General features: G+C 56.1%; 12 protein-coding genes. 8 read left to right on the top strand and 4 right to left on the bottom strand.

The genetic code is table 11. The features are described from left to right. Positions 1-59: 59 nt before the first annotated feature. Entirely contained in the window at positions 60-1,058 is a 999-nt protein-coding gene (locus SFX18_06190) for a sugar phosphate isomerase/epimerase (protein ID MDX1962722.1), read from the bottom strand. Positions 1,059-1,179: 121 nt separating this feature from the next. On the opposite strand from SFX18_06190, the gene SFX18_06185 reads away from it, so the two are divergent. Together SFX18_06185 and SFX18_06180 are read left to right on the top strand one after the other, a co-directional pair. Then, positions 1,180-1,497, top strand: coding sequence for a hypothetical protein (locus SFX18_06185; protein ID MDX1962721.1), 318 nt, complete (start codon positions 1,180-1,182; stop codon positions 1,495-1,497). A gap of 110 nt (positions 1,498-1,607) precedes the next feature. Continuing rightward, positions 1,608-3,152, top strand: coding sequence for an O-antigen ligase family protein (locus tag SFX18_06180; protein ID MDX1962720.1), 1,545 nt, complete (start codon positions 1,608-1,610; stop codon positions 3,150-3,152). A 78-nt stretch (positions 3,153-3,230) separates the two neighbouring features. Here SFX18_06180 and SFX18_06175 read toward each other — a convergent pair whose 3' ends face one another. Then, entirely contained in the window at positions 3,231-5,042 is a 1,812-nt protein-coding gene (locus tag SFX18_06175) for a M3 family oligoendopeptidase (protein MDX1962719.1), read from the bottom strand. Positions 5,043-5,273: 231 nt separating this feature from the next. Here SFX18_06175 and SFX18_06170 point away from each other — a divergent pair, with 231 nt between their 5' ends. Next, a complete protein-coding gene (locus SFX18_06170; protein MDX1962718.1) occupies positions 5,274-6,341 on the top strand; it encodes a biotin/lipoyl-binding protein in 1,068 nt (355 codons plus the stop codon). A gap of 98 nt (positions 6,342-6,439) precedes the next feature. On the opposite strand, the gene SFX18_06165 is transcribed toward SFX18_06170, so the two are convergent. Next, complete coding sequence (locus SFX18_06165; GenBank protein MDX1962717.1) at positions 6,440-7,102, bottom strand: tetratricopeptide repeat protein; 663 nt, start codon at positions 7,100-7,102, stop codon at positions 6,440-6,442. 454 nt (positions 7,103-7,556) lie between these two features. Between SFX18_06165 and SFX18_06160 the strand changes: the two genes are divergently transcribed. The 5 genes from SFX18_06160 (at position 7,557) to SFX18_06140 (ending at position 14,186) form a co-directional block, all read left to right on the top strand. Beyond that, the gene (locus tag SFX18_06160) at positions 7,557-7,979 is read left to right on the top strand and encodes an SRPBCC domain-containing protein (GenBank protein MDX1962716.1); all 423 of its coding nucleotides are present in this window, start codon (positions 7,557-7,559) and stop codon (positions 7,977-7,979) included. After that, complete coding sequence (locus SFX18_06155; GenBank protein MDX1962715.1) at positions 7,967-8,362, top strand: metalloregulator ArsR/SmtB family transcription factor; 396 nt, start codon at positions 7,967-7,969, stop codon at positions 8,360-8,362. The genes SFX18_06160 and SFX18_06155 overlap by 13 nt, the downstream gene beginning before the upstream one ends. A gap of 101 nt (positions 8,363-8,463) precedes the next feature. Further along, positions 8,464-8,865 carry a VOC family protein gene (locus SFX18_06150; protein MDX1962714.1) on the top strand — a complete coding sequence of 134 codons (402 nt, stop codon included), beginning with the start codon at positions 8,464-8,466 and terminating at the stop codon, positions 8,863-8,865. 435 nt (positions 8,866-9,300) lie between these two features. After that, entirely contained in the window at positions 9,301-13,167 is a 3,867-nt protein-coding gene (amt, locus tag SFX18_06145) for an ammonium transporter (protein MDX1962713.1), read from the top strand. After that, the gene (locus SFX18_06140) at positions 13,164-14,186 is read left to right on the top strand and encodes a response regulator (protein MDX1962712.1); all 1,023 of its coding nucleotides are present in this window, start codon (positions 13,164-13,166) and stop codon (positions 14,184-14,186) included. Before amt ends, SFX18_06140 begins: the two co-directional genes overlap by 4 nt. Positions 14,187-14,497: 311 nt before the next feature. Here SFX18_06140 and SFX18_06135 read toward each other — a convergent pair whose 3' ends face one another. Continuing rightward, positions 14,498-15,535, bottom strand: coding sequence for a ThiF family adenylyltransferase (locus tag SFX18_06135; GenBank protein ID MDX1962711.1), 1,038 nt, complete (start codon positions 15,533-15,535; stop codon positions 14,498-14,500). Positions 15,536-15,542: the final 7 nt, after the last annotated feature.

Genomic DNA, 15,542 nt, shown 5'->3' with positions numbered 1-15,542 from the left:
TCAAATCTCTTGCGTCGTTATTTGCTGCTCGACAAGAAAGAAAGACTCAAGCGTTGGCCTTAGGCCTTTTCAAAGGCCGCGTCAAATCGCACATTGCTGGGGGTAAAATCCAGCTTTTTAACAAATTCCGCCGATTCGCGCGCACCATGCTCGCGATCCATGCCGCAATCTTCCCATTCGACCGACAACGGTCCCTTGTAACCAACTTCGTTGAGGGCCCGGATAATCTCTTCAAAATTGACCCCGCCCCGTCCCGGCGAGCGGAAGTTCCAACCGCGCCGCGGATCATTAAACGCCAAATGGCTGGCCAGAATGCCGCTACGGCCGTTTAGTGTGGTGATGGCGTCCTTGATATGGACATGGTAAATCCGATCGGGGAACGCCCGAATAAATTCCACGGGATCGACAAACTGCCAAAGTAAATGGCTGGGATCAAAATTAAAGCCAAATTCCGGTCGATGATTGAGCGCCTGCAAGGCGCGTTCGGCGGTGTAAATGTCAAACGCGATCTCCGTGGGATGGACTTCCAGGGCAAATTTTACCCCGCACTCGCCAAACACGTCCAAGATGGGATTCCACCGCTCCGCCAATAACGCAAAACCATCGTCGATCATCTTGCGCGGAACCGGCGGAAAGTCGTAAATCAAATGCCAAATGCTGGAGCCAGTAAAGCCATTAACAATTCCCACGCCCAGTTTTTGGGCGGCGCGGGCGGTGTTTTTCATTTCCTCGGCGGCGCGCTGATTGACGCCCGCGGGTTTGCCGTCCCCCCATATGCGGGGGGGCAGAATCGCCTTGTGCCGTTCGTCAATCGTGTCCAGCACCGCTTGACCGACCAAGTGGTTGCTAATGGCAAAGACCTGTAGGTCGTTTTTTGCCAAGATGTCCCGTTGACGGGTGCAATAGCCGCTATCCTTGAGCGCTTGCTCCACGTCAAAGTGATCCCCCCAACACGCCAACTCAATCCCATCAAAGCCAAATTCCCGCGTTTTACGCGCCATATCCGCCAGGGGAAGGTCGGCCCATTGACCGGTAAATAATGTAACAGGGCGTGCCATGAAAATCGCTCCTCGCCGGGAAAAGAGAAGTTAAGGGTAAGCAGGTTTGCCAGGGACATACCGGGGGGAAATCATCGCCAGGGCAACCAAACCAGGCTGGCGCCGACCATTCCCCCCGCGAATGTCGGCGCATTATAAAACATCTCCGGTCAGTGAAAAGGCAATTGCCCGGATTTCAGGTTTTTTTGCCGCAAACTTTTTAGCTGGGTTAAAAATAGAGCAAACCTCCCGGGCTGTGGCGGCGTATGGCGTAAGAATCGCCATTCCGGCAAGATCGGGAATTTTTACCAAAGAAGTCGCCCGCCCGGCCCTCACACACTTCCGGGGAGAGGCATTACAATCGGTATTATTGGCTTATTCCAATGAATTGCTGGTTTTAAGTGGGATTTGCCCGATCGAGAGCCTTCCGCCACGAGCTAACCTGGCGGCTAACTTGTAGGGATTTGCTAAACTAGAATGCAGGCCGCCACGGTTTCCGGGCGGATAGGGAGCGCAATCGACGCGGCGGATGTCCCACACCCCCGTTTTTTTACTTTTGGCAGTCGCACTATGACGCACGACAAGAGTTTTGCCGGTCCGCGGATCGCATTGGCAACTGGCTATGCTGGCTCAAATCCCTATGCCGCGCCGCAAAGCCTGGGCTTTATGCCCGCCGCCCGACAACGCTTGCAAGGGGCCTGGCAGCAGGCGCAGTCGTTTTATGTGCATCCGCTGCCGCTGTGGGTGTTTTACATTCTGTATTTTTTGACCACGTGCAATTTGATTGCCGTGCTCACCCGTATGCAGCGGTTTGTCGGTACCGGCGAGCGGCAAATGCAGCTCTTTCCGTTTGTCGTGGCTGGTGCCTTTGCCATTATCTTTTTCTTTACCAAAGAGCGGGCCAAGGGGCAGTATTTTTGGTGGGCGTGGACCTATTGGATTCTCTACACTCTGTTTGGTTTTGCCGGAGAACAGCAACTGACCATGCTGTCGCCGGTGTACATTTCCCAGGGTATTGTCAAAAGCTGGATTTCCGTGATCGGGTTTCCGTGGATGATGTTTCGGGTGATTTCCTATGATAAGTCGCAGCGGATCTTGTGGATCCTGATGGCGTGCATGGTGCTGGGTTTTGCGGTCATGGTACTGCAAATTTTAGGACTGGAGGCGGTGGATTATTTTTCCGTCGAAAAAGGTCGTGGTTCGGGTTTGTGGATCAATCCCAATAGCACCGGCTTTATGGTGACGATGTGTTTCTTTTTTAGTTTTTTGTACAAGGGAAAATACCAGTGGCTCATGTGGGGCCTGCGGGGGATGATGCTTTTGATGGTAATGCTTACCTTGTCCCGCACGGCGTTTTTGGGAATTGTGATGGGGTCAATCGTGGCGAGCATCTCCACCGGCAAAGTGGGACGCGCGGTGGCCGCCGGAGCCGGGATTTTTTCCATCTTGTTGGGCTTCTTGTATTTTGGCGTGCTGGTGGAACAAGGGGTAATTCCCATCGAGTCCAAAAGCGTCAAGACCCGCATCAACAGCATTTCGGGGATTATCACCGGCCGCTTTACCGAAGAAAACGCCATGGATAACCGCACCGATCTGTGGCAGTTGCACTCGCAGCGAATCATGGATAATAACCCCATTCTGGGGTTGGGCCATGGTTCGATGGATGGCGGCATGGAGGGGATGAACCGCGACTTTTTGTCCCCCCATAATGAGTTTATCTATCTGTGGGGAAATTCCGGCGCGATCGCGCTCTTGGTTTATCTGATATTTTTGACGGTGATTGTTTATCAGGCCTACACCATTCCAGATATTTCCATTCGCGGCCCGCTCATGGGGGCCATTACGATGTTATTTATGACAGAGATGTTCGGCCATAGTCTCTTTGCCAACCATTATACCGGTCCCATCATGGCGGTCCTGGCCTATTACCTCTACTACGGCCATCAATTTGGGAGGCGGGGAGCAAACATTCCGCTGTACCGCACACCTCCCGTCAATCGCGGTGTGCCAGTGTATGCCAGCCAGTCCCCTAACCCCCCGGTCCCGCCCAGGGGATCAGCTCCCCAGGCCCCTACGGCCGCGCCGGTGCCGAACGCCAATGCCTCACCGGCATAACGCATTTGCCTACCAAAAGCGGTTATGCGGACACAGTGTAGTAGTACGAGCGCAGTGCGTTAATCGGACGCAGTGCGGTTAAGTGGGGGATAGCTTTTCGTATTGCTCAATCAAGCGGGCGATGATGGCCAGGGAACCGCGCCAAAATTCGCGATCGGCCAGGTTAATGCCAAATCTGCCCGCCAACGGCCCCGCCCAATCCTGCGCCGTATCGCGCAGCAATTGCCGGTATTGGGGAATAAACGTCTCCCCCGCCGATTGATAATATGCGTATAGACCCATGCCAAATAAATGCCCAAAGGCATAAGGAAAGTTATAAAAATATTCCTCATGACTATAGTAGTGCGGTTTCCAAAGCCACATATATTGGTGATAGGTTTCCGGCAAGACCGCCTCGCCGTAGGTGCGCGCTTGGGCGTCGCGCATCAAATCGCAAAATTCTTCCGGCGATAACTCTCCGGACGCGCGGCGTTCAAAAATCGCCGTCTCAAACAGATAGCGGGAGCGAATGTCCACGCAGACCTGCATGGCGTTGGCCAGTTGGGTCTCTAAAATCGCTAGTTGGTCCCCCGGGGGGGCGGTTTGCAGGGCCGCCGTGGCAACCAACGTTTCGCAAAAAATACTGGCTGTTTCCGCCAGGGTCGCGGGGGAGCCCCGCCGCGGCATTTCCAGGCCCTTTTGGCATTCGTTGTGATAACCATGCCCCAACTCGTGCGCGAGGGTCATCAACTGCTCAAAGCTGCCGTCATAATTCGCCAGGATGCGGCTTTCCTCCACTCCCGGAACCGGCATGCAGTACGCTCCCCCCCGTTTTCCCAACCGCGGCTCGGCGTCGATCCACTGTTCATCAAATGCCCGGCGGGCATATTCCCCCAGTTCAGGGCTGAACACGCTAAACTTTTCGATGATAAACGCGCGGGCCTCGGCCCAAGTAAACCGCTGTTCGGCATGTCCGACCGGGGCGAATAAATCCCACCACGGCATGGCCCCCGCATGGCACAGCTTTTTTGCCTTGTCTAAAAGGTACCGTCGAAACATGGGGAGGGCTTCGTCAATGGCTCCGAGCAGCGCTTCCAAGATATCCCGGTCGATCCGGTTTTGCTCCAGCGCCACCGTTAATGGGCTTTCGCGGCCGCGGGATCGGGCTAGCGTAATGGACGTCCCCTTGACGCCGTTTAGACACGCCGCCACGGTCGTGCGCAAGCTATGCCAGCCCGCTATCTCCGCCTGGTAGGCGCGCCGTCGGATGTCAGGATTTGGATCAAAGGAAAAATTATGTATCTGCGCGATCGGTAGTAACCGCGTTTGGCCGTTTTCCTCCCAAGGGACCTGCAATTGACTGGTGATATTACCTTGGAGTCGGCCAAATGCCGTCCCCGCGTCCAGGCATAACTCCGCCGCCAGCGATTCCAGTTCTTCGCTCATCAGATAGCGGCTTTGAGCGGCGTTAAATTCTAGAAAAAATCGATAAGGCTCTAAGGTGGGAGTGCTGGATAAAATTGCGGGTATCCGCTGGGCAATACTCCCTAACCAACCCTTCAGCCGCACTTCTAATTTCTGGCGGCGAGTTCCTAAAATCTCGAGTTGCGAGTTTTCCTTGGCGGCGGCGGCATCAAAACTATCGGTGGTAATTAGCCCATACAGGTATGCCCCTAGGGTCTCTCCCTGGAGGCTTAATTCCTGCAATTGTCCCATGATTTCGACTAATTCCGACCCTAGTTGGGACGCCGCGGAAGAAGTTTCGGTGGTCAGTCGGCGGATATCGTGTTGGTCAAAATAGGCTTCCAGCGCGGTCAGGCGATTTTGGTAATCCGCGCGGGCGGCGGTATACTCGGGACTGGACAAACTAGGATAAATCGACTGCAAATTCCAACGGGGCAGGTCTTGCATGGCGAATTTCGGTTATATGGACGGTAGGTTCGTTCACATTTGCGCCCACGCCCGTCGTGTGCGCCGTGTGCCAGTTACCATAACACCCGCAATCCCTGTTTGCCAGAAGCCGATTTGTGCTTAAAATAATGTAATTGGGAATAAGATCAATTTTTTTACGGTCCGGAAATTATGCCGCCTCTTGTTGATTCGAATTCTGGTGGCAGCCAATTTTGGCGAATGTTCAGCCCGATGAACTTGTTGATCCGGTTGATATTGCCGGTCAGCGCTTTGGGGTTAATCATTTTTACCGCCTATCACGTGATGGTGACGGCCCCCCGCCCCGACGAGCAGACCACGCCGCCACTCGCCCCGCCCCAGACCGAATTTACGAACACCGTGGCGGGTTCGGGCATCATTGAGGCCCGCTACGAAAATATTGCCATCGGCACTCCGGTTTCGGGGTTGGTGATGGAAGTCTTTGTCAAAGTGGATGACCGGGTGAATCCCGGCGATTTGCTATTTAAAATTGACGACCGTGAATTGCAGGCGGAACTAGAAGTGCGCAAGGCCAGCCTGATCGCGGCGCAGACCGAACTGACCCGGTTGCAAAATATGCCCCGCAAAGAGCAACTACCGGTGAATTTGGCCGCCATCGAAGAAGCTGAAGCCAACCTGGCGGATCTGCTGGACGACCTGCAACGGACCGAGCAACTGGCCCGCGGCCCGGCGCGGGCCATGACCGAACAGGATGTGATCAAGCGGCGCCAGGCCTATAATATCGGCATTGCCAAGGTCAAAAAAGCCAAGGCGGAATTGGATCTGTTAAAAGCCGGCACTTGGCAGTATGACCTGGATGTCGCCCAGATGGAAATTAAACGGACCGAGGCGCTGATCCAGCAGACAAATCTCTTAATCAAACGGACCGAGGTACGCGCGCTGGTGCCGGGCAAGGTTTTGCAGGTCAATATTCGCCCGGGAGAATTTGCCGCCGCTCAGGCGGGGCAATCGCTCATATTATTAGGTGACATCGACACGCTGCATGTGCGGGTGGACATTGATGAGCATGACATTCCCCGTTTTCGTCCGGATACCCCGGCCTATGCCATGCTCAAGGGGGAAAGCAAAGAAAAATTCCCGCTCACTTTTGTCCGCGAGGAACCTTATGTGATCCCCAAAAAATCCCTCACGGGTCTCAACACCGAACGGGTCGATACCCGCGTCCTGCAGGTCATCTATGCCATGCAACCCGCCACCCAAAAGCTGCGCGTGGGCCAGCAGGTGGATGTGTTTATCGACGCGCAGACGGCGGATAAGTAAATAGCGGCTGGAAATTCCCGTCGGTCGGATTGTGATCCGACAAAAGCCGCGCTGATCCGACAAAACTGAAAATTCGGAACCCGTGCCGACCTACAAATCTATTTTTCCAGCAGTCGTTCCAGATAAACCACGTTTGCCCGGACTCCTTCGAGATTGGGGTTAAGCTTCAAAGCCCGGCGGAAGGATTCCAGGGCGTACGCTTGGTTCCCCTGCTTCAAATAGCACTGGCCCATGCCCGCCGCCGCGCCAAAGTGGTAGGGGTTGATTTCCAGGGCTTCCTGGCAGCTTTGGATGGAATCTTCGTATTGCTCCAGGCAATAGAGCGCGATTGCCTGTTGGTTCCATCCCTCGGCAAACCAGGGGTGCCGCTCGACAAAGTCGCTCGCGCGGTCCAGCGCGGCTTGGTATTGCTTCGTGGTATTTAAGGCAATAATCGCCGCGATTTCCCGCCGCTGGCGCTCATTTCCCGCCCGGCACCAGACGCTGCGAATGCCGTTCTCGGCCAAGAGACGCACGCCCCGGTCCACGTCATTGAGCGCCTTGCCCAGGGGGGCGTTGACGCTGTAATCCCCAAGATATCCCAACGCGAGCGCCGTCGCCCGCCGGACCAGCCGATGGCTATGCGCGAGCAATCTTGCCAGCGTCGCCAACGCGTACCGCTGGCCCACGCGGTGAATAAACGCGGCGGAATCCTCATCCGCCAGGAACTGGTCGTACAATTCGAGCAAGACCGGATTGCGGGGATTTTGGATGAAAGACATGGGCACACACAATCGCCCCGTAACACGGGGCTAGCAATCGCAAATAAACAAAGAGGGGGCAAGGCAACAATCGCTTAGGCCCGCTGTTCAAGGGCGCGTCGGGGATTTTATGCCCCACAAGGTCGCCTGATTTTTAGTGTAATTGGGCTGTGCGGATTTTCGAAACAAATTTCCGCGCGGATTTGGAAATATTTTGTAAAGTCTGGGGAATTTTAGGGATCAAGAAAACTCTCATTGCGGTAGATCGCGTGTTCCGTGGCCACCACCCCGCGGCGGTCGATCAGGCAAATAGAGAGGAGGTCGGTTCTTATGGCGATTAGCCCCGACACGATTTTTTATAACTGTGAGTGGGATACCCTTGACGCTCCCGCAAAACATGTTACCATTTAGTCACATATAAGGTTGCCGCCGCGTCGGTAGCATTTTCTCCGCTCATTTTTTAAAGACCCCAGCCATGCCCGAACTCGATAAATTAATTTTGGAGATTGAGCAACAGATTGATATTCAGGCCCCGCCGGCAACCGTGTTTGAAATCATGCTCCGCCGCCTGGGAGAGCAAAATATTAAGATGCCGCTGACGCTGGAACGCTTTCCCGGCGGGCGCTGGTATCGGGATTTGGGAGATGGCAGCGGGCATTTGTGGGGATTGGTGCAGGTTTACAAGCCCCCCCAACTGTTGGAAATTCAAGGCCCGTTATTTATGTCCTATCCGGTCGCGGGGCATGTGCAGGTGCGCGTTAGTCCCACTCCCGGCGGTTCCCGTGTGCTGCTGCGTCATCGGGCCATCGGCCTGATCGAGCCCGAACATCGCGAAAACGCCGTCCTGGGCTGGCGGGAAATCCTTAACAGCATGGCGGCGGACGCATGCCCCGCGTAACAGTTAACACCACTCCACCCCGGATTCCACCGCACGATTTGGATGTGATCTGGAAAGCCCTGGCCGATGCGACCCGCCGGGCGATTCTGGATTGTTTGCGCGACGGGCCAAAAACCACCACCGACATTGTCGCCCGCTTTCCCGAATTGTCGCGCTTTGGCGTGATGAAGCATATGCAGGTGCTGCGCGACGCGGGATTGTTGCTTGTCCGTGAAGAAGGCCGGGTCCGCATGAATTCCCTTAACGCCGTTCCCATCCGCCTGATTTATGAGCGCTGGGTGGGTAAATATGCCGAATTTTGGTCGGATGCGCTGTTGGATATCAAACAAGCCGCCGAGCGCGAAGCCGCCGCGGCCAAACCTCCTCCAACACGGCGAAAATAGTTTTTTTACCACGGGGAGCGAGCAATACGCCTTCTGTGGCTGACGATAATTGTGTTCGTTTGGTTACACTTGTCCCCCTACTTTTATCACAGGAGTTTGTCATGGCCTTGATTTCCCCCAATCCCGTGAACTGGTTCGAATTGCCGGTGGTTGATCTTCCCCGCGCGATCAAATTTTACGAACAAGCCTTTGAAGTGCAGATGTCCCCCATCGATGAGGTGGGTGGCAACAAAATGTCTTTTTTCCCGATGGAAATGTCCGCTCCCGGCGCGGGAGGCTCGTTGATCCATCTGCCCCAGGTGCAACCTTCGGCCATGGGCGCGACGATTTATTTTAAGGTTGCGTCGATCGAACCGGTATTAACAAAAATCCAAGCGGCAGGGGGAAAAATTTGCATGCCGCGAACCAGTATCGGCCAATATGGGTTTATTGCGCAGTTTATTGATAGCGAGGGGAGCCGTGTGGCCCTGCACGAGACGCCCCCCGGCCAACCAGCGGGCTAAGCATCGGTCGATTGGATTCATCCTGTGGCCAGCCTTGACCGTTGGCGGTCTTACTTTTGCCGCCGCGTCCGACACAAACCCCCGGTCATGTCGGATGCGGCTTTTCTTTTGGTTAATTACTTGAAAGCGCATGATTGTCTGGCGAACGTTCGTCTAAAAACCTGCTTAACCTTCATCGTTCGCATTATTCCAATACGCACAATTTTTACGGCGGAATCTGCCTCTATCGGGGGGGAACCGCCCGGGTTAAGGGGAAATTGTCAGAAAAAACTGCGCGATTGAAGGAATTTTATTCCCACTCAATCCGGCTTTGACCTAGGTTTTTTCGATCTATCAGGTTTTTGCGAGGCGGCAAAGGCTTGTGCAGGATCATTCTTTGCGCGCGGCGATCGTTGCTGTTGCGCAAAATAATTATTTGATTTATTAAGAAGTCCCATGTCCGCCTCTCCCTCCGCCGCCGATCTGGTTTGGGTTTTAATCGCTTCGGCCCTGGTCATGCTGATGCAGGGGGGATTTTGTCTGTTAGAAACGGGTTTCTCCCGCGCAAAAAACAGCATCAATGTCGCCATCAAAAATCTAATCGATTTTTGCATCTCGGGCTTGGCGTTTTGGGCGTTTGGATTCGCGCTCATGTTTGGGCAAAGCTGGCATGGATTGGTGGGGACCACCGACTTTTTTCCGGGGGAAACCGCCACACCGTGGTTCCTCACGTTGTTCCTGTTTCAGCTCATGTTTTGTAGCACCTCCACCACGATCATCTCGGGCGCGGCGGCCGAGCGAATTAGATTTTCCGCCTATCTGGTCGTGGCTTTATTTGTCTCGGCGGTGATTTATCCCATCTTTGGCCATTGGGCCTGGGGGGGCACAATTACCGGCACGCCCACGGGATGGCTGGCGCGAATGGGTTTTATTGACTTTGCGGGCTCGACCTGCGTGCATTCGGTGGGAGGGTGGGTGTCGCTGGCGTTAATTTTAGTGCTGGGGCCGCGAATAGGACGCTTTGCGGAGCAACAAGCGCCGATGCATGGGCATAGCCTGGTGTTATCAACCATGGGGACGTTCTTATTGTGGTTTGGCTGGTTTGGATTTAATGGCGGCAGCGCGCTCGGGATGACGGATAAAGTACCGCTGATTCTGCTAAACACCAACCTGGCCGCCGCGGCGGGGGGATTGGCGGCCTTGGGCGTGGCCTGGTCGATCGAACGGCTGCCAAATGTCGGCCAGACGCTGAACGGCGTGATTGCCGGACTGGTGGCGGTGACGGCGGGTTGCCATTTGGTCTCGCCGGTAAGCGCGGTGGTGATTGGCCTAATAGCCGGGGCCTTGGCGGCGGGGGGGACGTATGCGCTGGAAAAGCTAAAAATTGACGATGTGGTCGGGGCGTTCCCGGTGCATGGCTTGTGCGGCATGCTGGGCACGCTGGCGGTGGCGATTTTTGCTCCTGAGGATAGTTTTGGCATTGCCGGAGGGCGGGGCCAGCAATTCCTGGTGCAGTTACTGGGTATTGGGGTCTGTGCCGGCTGGTCGTTTGGCTTAAGTTATCTGGTCTTTTGGCTGGTAAACCGCTTTTGGCCGCTGCGCGTCAGTGTCGCTCATGAAGAACTAGGGCTGAATGTCTCGGAGCATGGGGCGGTGAGTGAAATCCAGGTATTGCTGGGTAGCATGCATGAGCAGCGGTTATGTGGCAATTTCTCGCAAGGGGTGCGAGTCGAGCCTCACACCGAGGTGGGCCAGATTGCCGCGGAGTACAACCGCGTGCTGGAGCGGGTCAATGCCGAAATCGCCGCGAGGGAGATCGCCATCGAGCAAGCCCGTCAGGCCGAGGAAAAGTATCGATCAATTTTTGAGAATGCCGTCGAAGGTATTTTTCAGACGACGCCCGCGGGAACTTACCTGAGCGCCAATCCAAAGCTGGCCCAAATTTATGGATATGATACGCCACAAGAGCTAATGCAATCGTTATGCGATATTCGCAAGCAATTGTACGTGCTGGATGAACGCCGCGAGGAATTTCGCAAATTGATCGAAGAGCGGGGAATCGTCACGGAATTTGAGTCGCAGGTATATCGCCGGGACGGATCGGTGATTTGGATTTCGGAAAACGCGCGCGCGGTGCGCGACGCGCAAGGAGAGATTCAATATTACGAAGGTACCGTCGAGGACATCACCGAGCGCAAACGGAATGCCGATTTACAAGCCGAAAAAGACGCCGCTCTGGCCGCCAGCGCCGCCAAGAGCGCGTTTTTGGCCAATATGAGCCACGAAATCCGCACCCCACTCAACGGGGTCATTGGCATGTTGGAGTTGCTCTGCGCGACCACCCTGGACGAGCGGCAGGCCCGCTATGCGCGGATCGCCCGGTCTTCCGCGGGGACGCTCTTGGGGCTGATCAATGATGTGCTCGACTTTAGCAAGATCGAAGCCGGCAAGCTGGAACTGGAAATCGTCAACTACGACTTGCCGTTGTTGTTAGAAGATATCGCCGAGATGTTCTCGCACCGCGCCGCGCAAAAAAAACTGGAGTTGATCTGCCAAATTCAGCCCGGCGTCCCACCGGTCGTCCGCGGCGACCCCGAACGCTTGCGGCAAGTGCTTATTAATTTGTGCAACAACGCGATAAAGTTTACCGAATCCGGCGAAATTCGGCTGAAAGCCACGGTACTTGAGCAAGGCGCGGATCGCGCTTTGGTCCGCTTGGCGGTGGAGGATACCGGAATCGGGATCCCACCGGACCGCCGCAATCGCTTATTCAACGCCTTTAGCCAGGTCGACGCCTCCACCACTCGCAAATATGGCGGCACCGGGCTGGGCCTGGCCATCTGCAAACAACTGGTCGAGCTGATGGGGGGTCGGATTGACGTGGAAAGCGTCGACGGCCGGGGATCAACATTTTTTGTGGATATGCCGATGGAGGTTATCTCTTCCCAAACGCCGGTCTCCTCGCTGCCGCCGGCCGATATTCGCGGCCTGCGCGTACTCGCCGTGGATGACACCAATACCAATCTGGAAATCCTGCGCGATCAATTGCGGCTATGGGGGTTGCAGGTCACCACCCTGGCCGAGCCGCGCGCGGCGGTGGCCGAACTGCAGTCCGCGCTCGAAGCCAGCCAGCCCTACCAGTTGGTCATTTTGGACCATCAAATGCCGGAAATGGACGGCATGGAACTGGCCGCGCGGATCAAAGCGGTGCCCAAACTAAAACGGACGCCGCTGTTGATGTTAACTTCGGCCGATATGCAGATTGACCGCGGCGCGGCGCGGGAAAAAGGCCTGGAAGGGGTGATGAGCAAGCCGATTCGCCAATCGCGCTTGTTGGATGAAGTGGTGCAATTACTCAAGCCCACCGGCAAACTGGATCCAGCCAGCCTGGCCCCGGCCGTCGCCGCGATACCCTCCCATGGAAAGAATAAAAAGATCCTGGTGGCGGATGATAACGAGATCAACCAACAGGTCACGGGGGAAATTTTGCGCAGCGCTGGTTACTCTTGCGACATTGTTGGTAATGGCAAGGAGGCGCTCGCCGCGCTGGCCCGGGGAGGATATGACCTGGTCTTGATGGATTGCCAAATGCCGGAAATGGACGGTTTTGCCGCGACGGGAGAAATTCGCCGGCTGGAATCCACCGCCAGCCTGCCCCATTGCTCCCGGGGTAAAATTCCCGTCATCGCCCTGACCGCCAACGCGGTCCGCGGTGATCGCGAAAATTGCCTAGAGGCCGGCATGGATGATTACGCTACCAAGCCCATCGATCCCCGCGCGCTACTGTCCACGATCGCCAAATGGATCAATACCCCCGGGAGCGGGGGGGCGATCGCGGCCCCCATCGCAGGGAACGAACAACGGGGAACGTCGAATAATGAGTCCTCCAGCGCTCAACCGGTAGGCCCCGTATTGGCAAATGTGCCGCAACCGGCGGCGTGCGCCCCAACGCTGGATTTTTCCCAGCTATTGGAGCGTTGTGGCGGGGATGCCAGATTTGCCCATAAAATGCTCACAAAATTTCATCAACGGCTCCCCGCTGATCGGACCGCGCTGACGGCGGCCGTGCAGGCGGGAAATTTTGAACAGGCCCGCAAGCTGGCCCATACGCTCAAAGGGGCGGCAGGAAATTTGGCGGCGGTGGCGGTGCAAACGCAGGCGGCCGCGCTGGAAAGCGCGTTAGCCACGGCGGATTTGGCCGTGGCTCCGGAGTCGCTGGCCGAATTAGAGTCCCGCATTGAAGAGTGCCTGCTGGAATTGGCGCAAATATTACAGGTGGATAACACCGAGGGGCGACAAGTTTTGGAAAATTCACCATCATGAGAATTTTGATTGCCGACGATGACGAAATCGCCTTGGAGTTATTGGAACATACCTTGATCAAGGCGGGTTATGACGTGGTCACGGCCAATAATGGCCGGGAGGCGCTGGAACTCCTGCGCGCCGGGGCGGCGCGGCTGGTGATCTCGGACTGGGAAATGCCCGAGATGACCGGCATCCAGCTTTGCCAAGCCATCCGCGCGGGGGACTTTGACGGTTATGTGTATGTGATCTTACTGACCAGTCGCGCCGCGTCCGACGAGATCGTCCAGGGAATGTCCGCCGGCGCCGACGACTTTGTCATCAAGCCGTTTCATACGCCGGAATTGTTGGTGCGGATTCGTTCGGGGGAGCGGGTCTTATCGCTGGAAACGCGCGAAGTCGCGATTTTTGCCCTGGCTAAACTGGCCGAATCCCGAGATCCCGAAACGGGGCACCATCTTGAACGGGTGCAGTGTTATTCCCGGGTTTTGGCCGAAAAACTGGCCACCCACCCCAAATACCGCCACGAAATCGACGCCGAATACATTCGCTTGATCTATTTGACCAGTCCGCTGCATGACATTGGCAAGGTGGGCGTGCCGGATTGCGTGTTGCGCAAGCCAGGTCGGCTCAACGACCAGGAATACGCCATCATGAAAACCCACGCCCTGTTAGGGGCCGAAACCCTGGATGCGGCGTTGATCAAATTTCCCGATGCGCGGTTTTTGCGAGTGGCCCGGGATATCGCCGCCACCCATCACGAACGGTGGGACGGCACCGGATATCCCTTGGGACTGAAAGGGGAGGAAATACCCCTTTGTGGCCGTATCGTGGCGCTCGCGGATGTGTACGACGCGCTCACCAGCAAGCGTTGTTATAAAGACGCCTTTGACCAGTTGGTGGCCAACTCCATCATCACGCAGGAAGCCGGGACACACTTTGACCCCGAGATCGTCGCGGCGTTTCTGGAAATCGAAGATCAGTTTGTTGCCATTCGCGAACGCTTTTCGTCGCAAGCGAATCAACTACTGGAAGTATAATGTGCTCATCACTGTCCGTTGTGATGGAGTATTTAGCCCGCCCCGTCAGCCAGGGCATCTTTCAGCCCGCCGCGTCAGCCAGGGAATATCTTGAATACGTTTAGCACGGAGACACGGCGGCAGATTGAGTTACACAGAGAAGATATTTTGAACAGGTGGCAGGGATGGCTACGGAGAGTTGCTTAATCGGCAAAGAGCGAGCTCTAATCATAAATTGCAAATTACAATAAACCTCTTCTCCGTGCACCTCAATGCATTCCTCCGTAACTCCGTCATAAATTTTACTTATTGCTGTCTGCATATCCGACTTCTCACCCCCCCAGATACTTTGTAAAGACGGTCTTGGCCGCAGCAATGTCGTCCGTCCCCTGGACAATCACACGCCCATCGGGAAAGAACGTCAATAAATAAGGATCCACCCGCAACCGCAGCAGGTAATTGTTGCCGCTCAGTTGCGCCTCGGGTAATAGGCGGAGCTTTTCCCGTAGCTCCGCCAGCGACCAGCGCACATCGGCAAAGGTCAGTTGCACGGCGTTTCGCCCGCAGAGGACCGCCGCTTGATTACCCCGCTCGCCCAACAGCCAGGGGTACTCCCCTTGTTGGCAAGAGCCGCAACCCCCGGCTTCCCGCAGTCCCGCCACCGCCAACTGCCGCCAATCCCCCCGCCACAAGTCAAACACCACCCAGTGACGGTTAACGGCGGCGCGGTTGCCGCTGAGGATTTTGAGGGCTTCGGCGGCTTGCCAGGCGGCCACGATTCCCGCCGCGGGGCCGAGCACTCCCGCCGTATCGCAAGTTTGTTGCGTGCCGGGGGGGGGTGGTTCCGGCAAGACGCAGCGCAAGCATGGGGTTTCGCCGGGGAGTATCGCCAACATTTGCCCTTCCGCCCCGATGCACCCCCCATAGATCCAGGGGATGCCCAGCGCGTGTGCCGCGTCGTTGATCAGAAAGCGCGTTTCAAAATTATCCGTCCCGTCCAGAATGCAATCCACGCCCTGGCACAGTTCGCGGATATTGCCGCTATGCAGATCGGCGACGATAGGCTCGAGTGTGATGGTGGAATTAATCACCGCCAGTTTATTCGCCGCGGCCACGGCCTTGGGGAGTTCCCGTCGCAGGTCTTCCTCGTCAAAGAGAACTTGCCGCTGCAAGTTGGTCAATTCGACAAAGTCCCGATCCACAATCCGTAATCGACCCACGCCCGCGCGGGCGAGCAAATTAGCCTGCACGGTCCCCAGCGCGCCGCAGCCAACGATCAATGCCGTGCTGGCCAGAAGCGCGCTCTGTCCCTTTGCGCCCAGGGGAGCGTAATTGATCTGGCGGGCATAGCGGGCAAGGGTGTCGGCCATGGGGGAT

The organism is Pirellulales bacterium, assembly GCA_033762255.1.
Taxonomy (GTDB): domain Bacteria; phylum Planctomycetota; class Planctomycetia; order Pirellulales; family JALHPA01; genus JANRLT01.
This window is presented reverse-complemented; position numbering and strand designations above follow the sequence as displayed.